The 12,551-nt window shown below is 33.3% G+C and carries 14 protein-coding genes; 11 read left to right on the top strand and 3 right to left on the bottom strand.

All coding sequences use genetic code 11. The features are described from left to right. Positions 1-2: 2 nt before the first annotated feature. The 8 genes from ACUUYC_RS06390 (at position 3) to ACUUYC_RS06355 (ending at position 7,545) form a co-directional block, all read left to right on the top strand. The gene (locus ACUUYC_RS06390; protein ID WP_474264736.1) at positions 3-515 is read left to right on the top strand and encodes a flavodoxin family protein; all 513 of its coding nucleotides are present in this window, start codon (positions 3-5) and stop codon (positions 513-515) included. A gap of 1 nt (position 516) precedes the next feature. Further along, positions 517-1,551 carry a vWA domain-containing protein gene (locus ACUUYC_RS06385; RefSeq protein WP_474264735.1) on the top strand — a complete coding sequence of 345 codons (1,035 nt, stop codon included), beginning with the start codon at positions 517-519 and terminating at the stop codon, positions 1,549-1,551. After that, positions 1,548-2,402: a tetratricopeptide repeat protein gene (locus ACUUYC_RS06380; protein ID WP_474264734.1), complete on the top strand. Its 855-nt coding sequence runs from the start codon at positions 1,548-1,550 to the stop codon at positions 2,400-2,402. The genes ACUUYC_RS06385 and ACUUYC_RS06380 overlap by 4 nt, the downstream gene beginning before the upstream one ends. Before the next feature lie 44 nt (positions 2,403-2,446). Continuing rightward, positions 2,447-4,216 carry a BatD family protein gene (locus tag ACUUYC_RS06375; protein WP_474264732.1) on the top strand — a complete coding sequence of 590 codons (1,770 nt, stop codon included), beginning with the start codon at positions 2,447-2,449 and terminating at the stop codon, positions 4,214-4,216. 10 nt (positions 4,217-4,226) lie between these two features. Beyond that, positions 4,227-4,988 carry a tetratricopeptide repeat protein gene (locus tag ACUUYC_RS06370; RefSeq protein ID WP_474264731.1) on the top strand — a complete coding sequence of 254 codons (762 nt, stop codon included), beginning with the start codon at positions 4,227-4,229 and terminating at the stop codon, positions 4,986-4,988. Positions 4,989-4,997: 9 nt separating this feature from the next. After that, the gene (locus tag ACUUYC_RS06365) at positions 4,998-5,321 is read left to right on the top strand and encodes a hypothetical protein (RefSeq protein ID WP_474264730.1); all 324 of its coding nucleotides are present in this window, start codon (positions 4,998-5,000) and stop codon (positions 5,319-5,321) included. A gap of 76 nt (positions 5,322-5,397) precedes the next feature. After that, on the top strand, positions 5,398-7,353 hold the full coding sequence (locus tag ACUUYC_RS06360; RefSeq protein WP_474264729.1) for a SulP family inorganic anion transporter: 1,956 nt from the start codon (positions 5,398-5,400) through the stop codon (positions 7,351-7,353). 69 nt (positions 7,354-7,422) lie between these two features. Next, positions 7,423-7,545, top strand: coding sequence for a hypothetical protein (locus tag ACUUYC_RS06355; RefSeq protein WP_474264728.1), 123 nt, complete (start codon positions 7,423-7,425; stop codon positions 7,543-7,545). 61 nt (positions 7,546-7,606) lie between these two features. Here the strand turns inward: ACUUYC_RS06355 and ACUUYC_RS06350 are convergent, their stop codons facing one another. Beyond that, entirely contained in the window at positions 7,607-8,035 is a 429-nt protein-coding gene (locus ACUUYC_RS06350) for a hypothetical protein (protein ID WP_474264727.1), read from the bottom strand. A 140-nt stretch (positions 8,036-8,175) separates the two neighbouring features. Further along, positions 8,176-8,709 carry a CvpA family protein gene (locus tag ACUUYC_RS06345; protein WP_474264726.1) on the bottom strand — a complete coding sequence of 178 codons (534 nt, stop codon included), beginning with the start codon at positions 8,707-8,709 and terminating at the stop codon, positions 8,176-8,178. 193 nt (positions 8,710-8,902) lie between these two features. Between ACUUYC_RS06345 and ACUUYC_RS06340 the strand changes: the two genes are divergently transcribed. The 3 genes from ACUUYC_RS06340 (at position 8,903) to ACUUYC_RS06330 (ending at position 11,293) form a co-directional block, all read left to right on the top strand. Then, a complete protein-coding gene (locus tag ACUUYC_RS06340) occupies positions 8,903-9,259 on the top strand; it encodes a hypothetical protein (protein WP_474264723.1) in 357 nt (118 codons plus the stop codon). Positions 9,260-9,596: 337 nt separating this feature from the next. Beyond that, complete coding sequence (pheS, locus tag ACUUYC_RS06335; protein WP_474264721.1) at positions 9,597-10,616, top strand: phenylalanine--tRNA ligase subunit alpha; 1,020 nt, start codon at positions 9,597-9,599, stop codon at positions 10,614-10,616. Positions 10,617-10,897: 281 nt separating this feature from the next. Then, complete coding sequence (locus tag ACUUYC_RS06330) at positions 10,898-11,293, top strand: hypothetical protein (RefSeq protein ID WP_474264719.1); 396 nt, start codon at positions 10,898-10,900, stop codon at positions 11,291-11,293. Positions 11,294-11,492: 199 nt separating this feature from the next. Here the strand turns inward: ACUUYC_RS06330 and ACUUYC_RS06325 are convergent, their stop codons facing one another. Further along, entirely contained in the window at positions 11,493-12,494 is a 1,002-nt protein-coding gene (locus ACUUYC_RS06325) for an NAD(P)H-dependent glycerol-3-phosphate dehydrogenase (RefSeq protein WP_474264717.1), read from the bottom strand. Positions 12,495-12,551: the final 57 nt, after the last annotated feature.

Here is a 12,551-nt window from a genome sequence, read left to right as displayed (position 1 = left end):
TCATGAAAACAAAAGGAGTCATTATCATAGGAAGTGCCAGAAGTAACGGAAATACATATACTGTAAGTTCTGAACTTCAACAAAAAACAGGTTTTGATATAATTGATTTAAAAAAATACAAGATCAATCATTTTGAGTACGATCTGAAAAATGAAGATGATTTCAATGCATTGTTCAAAAAGTTGACAGCAACCTATGAAACATTTGTGTTTGCAACGCCAATATATTGGTATACCATGAGTGGGATTATGAAAGTATTTTTTGATAGAATATCAGATTTCTTATTTGAAGAAAAAGAAATCGGAAGACGTTTACGACAAAAAAGAATGGGCGTTATAAGTTGCGGATCGGACAGTGAAATAAAACAAGGTTTTGAAATGCCTTTTGTAGAAAGTGCAACATATCTTGGAATGGAATATAAAGGACACATTCATACGTGGATTGAAAGTGAAAAAATAACGCAAGAAGTGCAGCAAAGCATTACAAACTTTGCGAATCAATTGATGGAAAAATAACATGCTAGAAGAAAAAAAATATCTGTATTTACTTATCATCATACCAATTGCGGTATTGGTATTTATACTCTTGCAACTTTGGAAACGAAGTGCACAGCGTAAATTTGCTGATAAACAATTGTTAGACAGATTAAGTCCAGAAAAGTCTATTTTTAAGCCAATTTTAAAACTGGCAATTTGGTGTTTGGCAATTGCTTCATTAACGGTTGCATTGGTCAATCCGAAAATTGGAACAAAGCTCGAAACAGTAAAACGTGAAGGAGTTGATATTGTATTTGCAGTAGATGTGTCAAAAAGTATGTTAGCTGAAGACATTTCGCCAAGTCGATTAGACAAGTCAAAGCGTATCGTTTCTGAAATCATCAACAAACTCGGAAGTGATCGTATCGGAATTATTGCATATGCAGGAAGAGCTGTGCCACAGCTACCAATAACGACTGATTTTTCAGCGGCAAAAATGTTCTTGTCAAATCTAAATACTGATATGTTGTCATCGCAAGGAACAGCAATTGATGATGCCATTCGTTTGGCAAAAACATATTATGATGATGTAGAACAAACCAATCGTGTATTGGTCATTATTTCAGATGGAGAAGATCATACTGGCGGCGCAGGAAAAATTGCAGAAGAAGCCACAAAAGAAGGTATCAAAACCTATACAATTGGTGTTGGAACAACAAGAGGAGGAACAATTCCAATAAAACGAAGAGGCATCACAGAATCGTACAAACGCGATTTACAAGGCGAAGTTGTGATTACCAAACTGAACGAAAAAACATTAAAAGAAATTGCTTTGGAAGGAAACGGCGAATATATCGACGGAGCTAATACGGAAGCAACAGTTGAGTTCATTACAAGCAGATTGAATGCAATGGACAAAACTGAATTTGAGGCAAAAAAGTTTTCTGAATATCAAGACCAATTTCAATGGTTTCTTGGATTGGGAATCTTTTTATTACTGTTAGATGTATTTCTATTAGAAAGAAAAACAGCGTGGTTACAAAAGTTGAATTTATTTAATGAGAAAGAATCATGAGCAAAATAAAAAACATATTTATTTTACTATTTACAGTTTCGATTGCGTTTGCACAAAACAAAGAAGCTGAGGAAATAAAGCAAGAATCGAATCGATTTACATACAAAGCGAATCAAGCATTAAAAGAAAATAGTTTTTCTGATGCTGAAGCGGAATATAGAAAAGCAATTTCTAAAGATGCTGAAAACGCAACAGCTAAGTACAACTTAGGAAATGCATATTATACAAATGAAAGCTATACGGAAGCATTCAATCGGTATAAGCAAGCTTCTGAAGTTGCCTTGACAAAAGCTGAAAAGCATAGCGCGTATCACAACATGGGAAATATTTTCATGAAAAATAAAGAATACGAAAAAGCGGTTGCGGCTTATAAAAGTGCACTTCGAAACAATCCTACAGACGATGAAACTCGGTACAATCTGGCATTAGCCAAAGATATGTTAGAGAAAAATCCGCCAAAGGACGATAAAGACAAAGAGGACAAGGACAAAAAGGATCAGAAAAAAGAAGACGAGAACAAGAAAGATCAGGACGATAAAAAAGATAACAAAGACAAAAATAAAGACGAAGGAGACAAAGAGAAAGATAAAGGCGGAAAAGACGACAAAAACAAAGACGGCGAAGGCGATAAAGAAAAGGAAAAAGAAAAAAAGGACCCAAAAGAAGGCGATAACAAAGCTGATCAGAAAGATGATAAAAAACAGCAACAGCAGCCAAAGCCAAATCAATTGTCGCCACAACAAATAAAGAGTTTACTGCAAGCAATGAATAATGCGGAAAAGAAAACGCAGGACAAACTCAATGAGAAAAAAGGAAAAGCCATAAAAGTGAAAGCTGAAAAAGATTGGTAATCATTTAAATAATATAAAAAACGAAGAAAAATTCGTTCCTATTCATGAAAATAAAAGCCCACATATTAACATTTACATTCTTGCTATTCGCAAGTTTCTTATCGGCTCAGGTTACATTTGAAACCAAAGTGAGCAAAAAGAAATTAGGCGTTAACGAGCGTTTACGTGTAGACTTTGAAATGGACAGAGATGGTGACAATTTTACGGCACCAAAATTCAATGGATTTCGTATTACTGCTGGTCCCATACAGTCTATGAATCATGTATGGAACAATGGAGAGCGATCGTTTTCAAAAACATATACCTACTTTTTGCAGCCAACTGCGGAAGGGAGATTTACCATTAAACAAGCTAAGGTTGAAATTGACGGACAAACCTACAAAACACAACCTGTAACGGTTCAAGTTACCAAAGCGGTTGCAAAACCAAAAGATGGAAACAACTCTGATTATGTAATTTCAGAAGGATTGCATTTAGTTACGGAAATCTCTAATGGGAATCCATATTTAAACGAACCTGTAACGGTTTCCTATAAATTATATGTAAAACCAGGCATCAATGTAAGTGATTATAGAGAACTTGGAAAACCAACATTCAATAACTTTTGGAGTCAAAATATTGAAACACGAATCAAAGCAGAAAGCGGAACGTACAAAGGTGAACCTTATTCTTATGTAATACTCAAACGCTTTGTATTATACCCGCAAAAAACAGGAAAACAGATTATAGAGCCTTTTTCTATTGATGTACAAGTTTCTGTGCGAACACGCCGAAGAAGTGTATTTGGAAGACAATATGAAACAGTTCATAAAACAATTTCATCTTCACGCCGAACTATAAATGTAAAAGCATTGCCAGAAGCCGGGAAGCCAGCAGATTTTGGTGGCGCAGTTGGTAACTTTGAATTTGATGTAACGACGAGTAAAAGCTCCTTAAACGCAACAGAATCACTTCAAGCAGTTGTTGAAGTTTCAGGAAAAGGAAATTTAAAACTATTTGAATTACCAAAACTAAACTTACCAAGTTCGTTAGAAGTATACGATCCTGAATTTACAGAAAAAGTTTCCACAAGAATTAGTGGAATGCAAGGGAGAATTTCGGATAGTTACACAGTTGTGCCACAATACAAAGGAAAATATCCAATTCCGAGTATATCATTCTCCTACTTTGATCCAAAAGCAAAAAAATACAAAACATTAAATTCTGGCGAAATTGTCATTGATGTTATTGAAGGTCCTGTAAATACAGCTACAGCTGAAAATAACACGACACAAAACGCAACGCAAAAACAGCTAATTACCACAAATGGTGCACAGTTTAGATTCTTAAAAAAAGACGCGAATTTAGTTTCTGGAAAACCTGCAGATTTCTTTAAATCGAAGTTATTCTATGGATTGTTGTTTGGACCTTTCTTATTCATTCCTATCATTCTTATTGTACGAAGAAAAAAGAGAGCATTTGATAATGATATTCAAGGAAGTAAAACACGAACGGCAAATCGCTTAGCGAAAAGATACTTGTCAGAAGCAAAAAAACAACTTGGACAAAAAGAAGCATTTTATGAAGCGCTTGAACGTGCATTGCATAATTATTTACGTGCAAAACTTAGCATAGAAACGTCTGAATTTAGCAAAGAAAAAATTAATCAATTATTGACAAAACGAAGCGTAAAAGAAGAAACGGTAAGTGATTTTATAACGCTATTAGAAAGTTGTGAATTTGCACGTTATACACCAGCTTCAGACGTAACGATCAATAAAGATTACGAAAAATCTGTGCAAACAATTTCGCAAATTGACAAACAAATAAGGTAACTAGAAAGAAATGAAAACCAAGCTCACATACATACTTCTCGTGTTCATTTCTAGTTTAACACTAGCATTTGGACAAGAAAATACGGCACTTTTTGATTCTGCAAACAAAGCATACAACGAAGGAAACTATCAAGAAGCTATTACACAGTACAAATCAATCATAGATTCAGGTGAATATTCGGTTTCGGTGTATTACAACTTGGCAAACTCATACTATAAAACAAATAGTATAGGTCCTAGTGTTTACTACTTTGAAAAAGCGTTACAGCTTTCGCCAAATGATGACGATATTTTAAATAATTTGGCGTTTGCCAGAAATATGACGATTGACGCTATTGAACCATTACCAAAGACGCAATTGTCAAAATTTATCGGAAACATTACAGGAAAATTCTCGTACAATCAATGGGCTTGGATTTCGGTAATACTTGGGTTTATTTGTGTTATATCATTCTTGTTATATCAATTTGCATATAAAAGTTTGAAAAAAAGAATCTATTTTTTAATCAGTTTTATTGCATTAGTTTTTATCTTGTCAACAGTAGCGATTGCATATCAACAATATGAAAAAGCACAACAAGATCGTCCTGCAATAGTATTTGTAACAGAAACGACAGTAAAAGCAGAACCAAATTTACGTAGCGATGCTGTTTTTACATTGCATGAAGGAACAAAAGTACAAGTGCTTGAAACAGTAGCTGATTGGAAAAAAATACGCCTTATTGATGGTAAAATCGGTTGGATTGTTGCCGAAGATGTAAATGAATTATAACTAATAGGTTTGAATAAAATAAAAACACATACAATTCTTAAATATTCACTTCTTGTGGGTTTATTAGCATGTATGTCTTTTTCTGTATATAATAAAATTCAAACGACTATAGATACAAACAATATCGTATTTGCAGAACAAATAGAATTTGATGCAGAAGAATGTACGGAAGAAGAAATTGATTTTGAAAATCAGCTTAAAGTGCTGAAAATGCAAGCGGCAGAGGTATTTATAAATACGGATAAAAGGTATAGATGCTATAAAAATGTACGTCAATACTCCATATCTTCTTATTTGGAATATGATACGCCACCTCCTAAAATAGCTTGTTAATTCTCACAAGCAAATAAAATTTAAATACATTTAAGGTATACATCTGTATACTGTTCAACAAAATACAACCAAACGAATGAAAAATTTATTTTCCAATATCAAAGGTGATGCTTTTGGTGGAATTACTGCCGGAATAGTTGCGTTACCATTAGCATTAGCTTTTGGAGTTTCCTCAGGATTAGGACCAAGTGCAGGACTGTACGGTGCTATCTTCATTGGCTTCTTTGCCGCTTTATTTGGTGGAACCAACACACAAATTTCTGGACCAACTGCACCAATGACGGCTGTAAGTATGGTGGTAATTGCAGGAATCATCGCAGCAAATGAAGGTGATGTAAACAAAGCATTACCCGCAATTTTAACGGTTTTCTTATTGGCAGGACTATTCCAAGTTGGATTAGGAGCTTTAGGTTTAGGAAAATATATAAAATACATTCCGTATCCGGTAGTTTCAGGGTTTATGACGGCCATTGGGGTCATTATTTTAATCACGCAAATTTTACCAGCAATTGGTTATTATCCGAAAGAGGATATGGATTATGTGAATAAATTTAAACCACAAGCAGAAGAGGTAATTTTAGAAAATATCCTTAAAGAAGAACAAGAAGAAGGGATTTTAGTATTAGAAAACTTTGAAGAAACCATCAGTCGTGGAAAAGAAATTACACAAGCAGATATTCTTAAAGAATCGAAAACATTAGCTAATAATAATGCTTCAGGTGTTGTTGGTGCATTGAAAGTATTACCGAGAGCTTTTGAAAAATTACTTGACGAAGTAAAAAATTCTTCTGAATATAGCTTTGTGAAAGTTCCTGAAGGATCTCCCGAGAAAAAGAAAAAGTCGCTATTGCTAGAAGTTATCTTAGCATTGGGAACTATCTTTATTATTTATGGTTTCAAGCGGATTACAAAAGTTGTCCCAAGTACATTGGTTGCACTTATTGTTATGTCGGGAATTGCATTTGCATTTGGATTAGATTATAAACCAATTGATCAGATTACAGGAGATTTTCCGATGCCCAAAATGGAAATATTTACAAGTTTTAGTATAGGAAGCATTACGCCATACATATTTACGGCATTAACGTTGGCATTGTTAGGAGCGATTGACTCGTTATTGACGAGTGTTGTGGCGGATAACATGACCAAAACAAAACATAAACCGAATAAAGAATTGATTGGACAAGGAATTGGAAATTCTATTGCCGCAATATTTGGAGGAATTCCAGGTGCTGGTGCAACGATTCGTACGGTTGTAAATATCAATTCTGGTGGAAAAACACGTTTATCAGGAATGATTGCAGGTATTTTATTATTGGTTATTCTTTTAGCATTAGGACCAGTTGCTTCGCAAATTCCAGCTGCTGTATTAGCAGGAATATTAATTACAGTTGGTATTGGAGTAATGGATTATAAAGGGCTAAAAGCGATTCCAAGTTTACCAAAAGATATCAAATTTGGAATAGGACGATACCATTTAAAATTAAGCTCAGAAGTATTAATTATGTTGATTGTTCTTGGACTTTCTACTTTCTGGGATTTAATTTATGCAGTTGGAATTGGATTGGTAATTGCTTCGTTGATGTTTATGAAGAAGATTGGAGATATTACCGCTAATGGTTCAGATATTAAAACCTTACGTGAAGAAGCATGGGATGATGAAATTGATTTCCCGGAAAACTTAAAAGAAGAAGTATTTATCAAACATATTAAAGGACCATTATTCTTTGGTTCTACAAGTGAAATACAAGCATTGGCCAAACAATTACCCGATACTGCACGTACAGTAATCATTCGTATGGGAAGAATGGAATACATTGATCAATCTGGATTATATGCATTGGAAGATATTTTAGTTGATTTGAAAAGTGACGAACGAAAAGTATTGTTTGTAAACATTCCGACACAACCAAAATACATGATGGAGCGTATTGATATTATCCCAGATTTAATTCCATTAGAAGACTGCTTCGATAATTTTGAAGACTGCTTACAGTGGATTAAAGCTAATGTAGAAGATACGATTCATTAAAAAAATACGCTTATTATGCTTATATTTAAAGAAATAAGAATTTAGTGTAAACTTTAAAAATTTTTAATTATGAAAAAGCGTAGTATTGAAGAAATCAAAAATGAAAACCGTATTCAAGTTATCAGTCAAACAAAATTGATAAAAGGCGGAAGTATGGCCGGAATGACTTCTGAAACGGAAGTTGTAGAATAAAAATCAGTGAAAATTTATAATTATATAAAGGTGCTAGGTGTTTTACTTAGCACTTTTTTTGTTAAAATACTGCATCAAGTAAAAAATCAAAAAAGTTATAAAGCGCATATAAAATCAACAGAACAATTAAAAAAATCATTCCTAAACAACAACCGCAACCATTTTTTCCTTTTCCTTGAAACGTTTTAAAACGGCTATTACTTTCGTTACTTTGATGTTTTGAAACATTCCTTTTTTTAGGTAAAAAATAACCGCGCCAAGAATAGTCAGGAGTTGATAATTCCCAATCTTCATTACAAAAAGCACATTGATAAAAGGATTCAACTTCATTTGAAGTATTGGTTTCTACAATTCTTATAAATGAGCCATTTCTGCATTCCTCGTCAAGCGTATCTTGAAAGGTTATAAATTCTTGTTCTGAAGAAAATCCTTGTCTTTTAAAAGGTGAACAATGTTGACATGGAGATGAAGTAGTAGTGGTAGGAAGCATTTAATTCGAAGCAATCTTTTTAGTCTTTATTTTTCCTTTCAAAGAAGTAGTGTTCAATTTCTTTTGAAAAGGTTTCACATCTACATGTTCATGATGTTCTAGTTTCGGGTTTGCACATTTTTCACACATAATACTAATAATTAATTTTCAGAAGTAGGTGTTGTTTCTTGTTCATCTTCGTCTTGTTCTCCCGTTTCTTTTAAAACATAGGCAAATACAAATCCGCCAATCTCTTTTACAGGTTCATACAAAATAGATTCATCAATTTTTTCTTTGGAAACAAACTCCATTGTATTATTTGTCTTATCAAAGAAAACTAACACAGCGCCTGCAATGACGGCCATTTTTAAACCACCAAAAGCACCACCAAGAAGCTTATTTAAAATTCCTAACGAAGCAAAATCGGCAATCTTTGTCAAAAGCTTTCCTGCTAAGGTAATGAGGACTAAAATCACGATAAACGTAATGGCAAATGCTGCCAAATTGATATACTTTTCATCCCAATCAAAACGCTCGCTTAAAAAGTCACCTGCATAATACGAAAAGTGAATTGCGCCGTAAATTCCAGCAATCAAGGCAACTAACGAAGCTACTTCTACAAAAAGCCCTTTCATAAATCCACGTACAAGGCCAGCTACGATCATTCCGCCTAAAATGATGTCAATAAAGTTCATGTATATCGAGTTTTAACAAATATAGAACTTTTATTTATAGTGTTTTATTGTTGTACGAATTGTAAAGTTTATGAAACATGGAGAGAAGTTGAAATGCTAAACACTCAAAAACAAACTCATTTAAAAGTTTTAGTAGAAATATAAACATATCTACTAACGTTAATTACCTTTGCAGCTGAAAAAGAAGGAAACTATGGCAAGAGATGAGCAATTAAAGGAACGATGGAACTCGGTAGTGGAAAAATTGACGCTTCAATTTGCAGAAGGTGATGTTTTAGATTTGGACGCAATTATCTATTTAATTGGTGTTCAAGAACTTGGTCAACTACATAAAACGTTTAAAAAAGACGAAAAAGTAAACCTCATGCATATTGCTATTTGTCGTTTATTAGAACCATACGGATACTACGAATTTGATTATTTTGATGATGATGGTTGGCCACATTATAAGTTCAAGGAAGAATTGCCTGTATTAAAAGCTGGTGAACAAACAGTTTTAATGAAAGAAGCGATTGTAAACTACTTTTTAGAAAAGGAATATATTCAATAAACATCAAAATTTCTCATAAGTAGCTTTTTTTTCCGCAGTATAGCGATTGTTTTCCGTTAAGAATTTTTGAAACCTTGGAAAAAATTTAGGAAAATGATTGCGGTTTTAGTTTTCGGTAGAAAAACTAAAAATACCTCTGGAAAAATTCCCTTTATTTTGTTTCTTTTCTTTGGGAAAGCAAAGAAAACGAAAATAATAAAAACTGAACACCAGTAGTTTATGTTACATTTTGCTAAATAATTAAAAAAATATTTAAAACTTACATTAGTTTATTTTAAATGATTATTAGTATGTGCTAGTTTTGTTTAAATTTGCAAGCTAAATCAAGAATATCGTCATGATAGATAAGATCAAGGAACATATTGCGGAGATAGAAAAGTATACGACGCAAGCCAAAGAAGATATTGAAAACTTCAGAATTAAATACTTAGGTAAAAAAGGATTGTTGAATGATTTTTTTGCTGAGTTTAAGAATGTTCCGAATGAACAAAAGAAGGAATTTGGGCAAACGATTAATAAATTAAAAACGGTTGCACAAGATAAAGTAAATGCCTTAAAAGAAGCATTAGAAAACAATGCAGAAGAAAAAGGTGTGTATGGTGATTTAACACGTCCGGCTGAACCGATTGAAATTGGTGCGCGTCATCCGATTTCATTAGTAAAGAATCAAATTACGGATATCTTTGCGCGTATTGGATTTAATGTGTCAGAAGGACCAGAAATTGAAGACGATTGGCACAATTTTACAGCCTTAAATCTTCCTGAATATCATCCAGCACGAGACATGCAGGATACATTTTTCATTCAAACAGATCCAGATATTTTATTACGAACACATACAAGTTCTGTACAAGTTCGATACATGGAAAACAATCAACCGCCAATTCGTACAATCTCTCCGGGAAGAGTATATCGTAATGAGGCGATCTCAGCACGTTCTCACTGCTTTTTTCATCAAATAGAAGGATTGTATATTGACAAAGAAGTAAGTTTTGCTGACTTAAAGCAAACACTACAATATTTTACAAAAGAAATGTTCGGAAAATCTAAAATTAGATTACGTCCTTCATATTTCCCGTTTACAGAACCAAGTGCAGAAATTGATGTGTATTGGGGATTGGAAACAGAAACTGATCATAAAATCACCAAAGGAACTGGTTGGTTAGAAATCGGTGGTTGTGGAATGGTTGATCCGAATGTTTTGACAAACTGTGGAATTGATCCAGCGGAATATTCAGGATTTGCATTTGGTGTCGGAATCGATCGAATTGCGATGTTATTACATCAAATTTCAGACATTCGTTTGTTAAGTGAAAACGATGTGCGTTTCTTATCGCAATTTAAATCTGCGTTATAATTCAAGATCACTTCTAGTGAAAACAAAGTGTTATTTTTATTTAAATACAATTAATAAGAACTTTATTAAAAATATTATAGATTTTCATCTGACTTGATTTTTTCCGAAGTATAGTAATTGTTTTTCGTGAAAATTTTTGAAACCTTGGAGAAAATTTAGAAAAATAATTGCGATTTTAGTTTTCGATAGAAAAACTAAAAATACCTCTGGAAAAATTCCCTTTCTTTTGTTTCTTTTCTTTGGGAAAGCAAAGAAAACGAAAATAAAATGTATTATTAAATATGAAAAAAGATATTGAAATCCCAAAAATAGAAGGCGTTTACTTTGCAGTTGTGCAAGAATACAACGAAATCTATAAAACGGACGATTGGAATGCGTATATCATCAATGAAAATGATTTTGAATTGGAAATGATACTAATTGTTGCTCGCGGGTACGATGAAAAAAGAGAAACTTCATTAATGCGACACAAATTAGACAAGTTGCCTGCAAAATCATACGCAAAAGCTGAGTGGTTGCAAGAAGATGTTTTTGTGTTGAACAACGAGTTTAGAGTTACCTTTTTTCAAGGAGGAAAGATGTATGATAAAAAGTATCTTTTCAGAAAAAACACCATCAATAAGAATGCATTTCGCGACATTCCATTAATGAACACAAAAGGAATTTTAGTGAAATAGGTTTTGGACTTGTTCCCGCGTAGGCGGGAATCTTTTGGATCGCTTCGCTTTGGTTCTAAATATCTTGTCATTCCTGCGAAGGCAGGAATCCATCTTACAAAAGAGCTTCAACAATTGTCTCTATGCTTCACGCAAACTTACAAGAAACAGCAAGTGGAATTTTCAAATTGCTACATCTTCAGATTAACACATTGACAAACTAATCCAACTTATCCGTTAACTTCTTAAATACTTTTTTAGGATCTTTATTTTGATATAAAATTGCGTACACCGCATTAATAATTGGCATATTGGTCTTCTTATCGTTCTTCTGATTTAGCAAATAAGCACTATTAGTAGCATAATAACCTTCTGCAACCATATTCATTTCCATTTGTGCAGACTTTACAGTGTATCCTTTTCCAACCATATTTCCAAACATACGATTTCGAGAGAATACGGAATATCCAGTTACGAGTAAATCACCTAAATAAGCCGAGTTATTAATGTTACGTTTCATCTTATGAACCTTCTTAATAAAACGTTTCATTTCGCGAATAGCATTACTCATCAATACGCTTTGGAAATTATCTCCATAACCCAATCCATGCGCAATTCCTGCAGCAATTGCATAAATATTTTTCAACATTACTGCATATTCAGTTCCAATAACATCATCGCTAATTTTTGTTTTGATGTAACTACTTGATAATTGATCTGCAATTTTTTGCGCTTTTTCAGCATCAGCACATGAAATTGTTAAATACGATAAGCGTTCGAGTGCAACTTCTTCAGCATGACAAGGTCCGGCAATAACAGCAATATTTTCAAACGGAGTTTTATACACATCATGAAAATGTTCTCCAACCAATAATCCAGATTCTGGAATAATACCTTTTACAGCAGAAACTAACGTTTTACCTGAAATATCAGTTGTTAACTTTTTTAATTCTCCATAAATAAAAGCAGATGGAATTACAAAAATTAAAACATCAGCATAATCCGCAATTTCATTAATGTCATTGCTAATTTTTAGTTTATCTGGATTAAATTCAACCGAACTCAAATAACTAGGATTGTGTTGTTCTTTCAATAAATGCTCTTTGGTATACACACTTCGCATGTACCAACCAACTTCATTTAAATTCTCACACAGCATTTTCACAATGGCAGTGGCCCAACTTCCTGCGCCAAAAACAGCATATTTTAACTCTTTGTCCATAAAACAGATATTCTATATTCAAAAATACGTAAAATATTACTCTTTTACCGCACTTAA

It is taken from the genome of Kordia sp. E, assembly GCF_056033805.1.
Note: the sequence above shows the minus strand (reverse complement) of the source record. Positions and strands in the feature narration are given on the sequence as shown.

Coding starts and splice junctions, on each gene's coding strand:
- ACUUYC_RS06340 (WP_474264723.1), top strand. CDS start 8,903: ATGGCAAGAGATGAGCAATTAAAGGAACGATGGAACTCGGTAGTGGAA.
- ACUUYC_RS06370 (WP_474264731.1), top strand. CDS start 4,227: ATGAAAACCAAGCTCACATACATACTTCTCGTGTTCATTTCTAGTTTA.
- ACUUYC_RS06385 (WP_474264735.1), top strand. CDS start 517: ATGCTAGAAGAAAAAAAATATCTGTATTTACTTATCATCATACCAATT.
- pheS (WP_474264721.1), top strand. CDS start 9,597: ATGATAGATAAGATCAAGGAACATATTGCGGAGATAGAAAAGTATACG.
- ACUUYC_RS06345 (WP_474264726.1), bottom strand. CDS start 8,709: ATGAACTTTATTGACATCATTTTAGGCGGAATGATCGTAGCTGGCCTT.
- ACUUYC_RS06360 (WP_474264729.1), top strand. CDS start 5,398: ATGAAAAATTTATTTTCCAATATCAAAGGTGATGCTTTTGGTGGAATT.
- ACUUYC_RS06390 (WP_474264736.1), top strand. CDS start 3: ATGAAAACAAAAGGAGTCATTATCATAGGAAGTGCCAGAAGTAACGGA.
- ACUUYC_RS06350 (WP_474264727.1), bottom strand. CDS start 8,035: ATGCTTCCTACCACTACTACTTCATCTCCATGTCAACATTGTTCACCT.
- ACUUYC_RS06375 (WP_474264732.1), top strand. CDS start 2,447: ATGAAAATAAAAGCCCACATATTAACATTTACATTCTTGCTATTCGCA.
- ACUUYC_RS06380 (WP_474264734.1), top strand. CDS start 1,548: ATGAGCAAAATAAAAAACATATTTATTTTACTATTTACAGTTTCGATT.
- ACUUYC_RS06325 (WP_474264717.1), bottom strand. CDS start 12,494: ATGGACAAAGAGTTAAAATATGCTGTTTTTGGCGCAGGAAGTTGGGCC.
- ACUUYC_RS06330 (WP_474264719.1), top strand. CDS start 10,898: ATGAAAAAAGATATTGAAATCCCAAAAATAGAAGGCGTTTACTTTGCA.
- ACUUYC_RS06355 (WP_474264728.1), top strand. CDS start 7,423: ATGAAAAAGCGTAGTATTGAAGAAATCAAAAATGAAAACCGTATTCAA.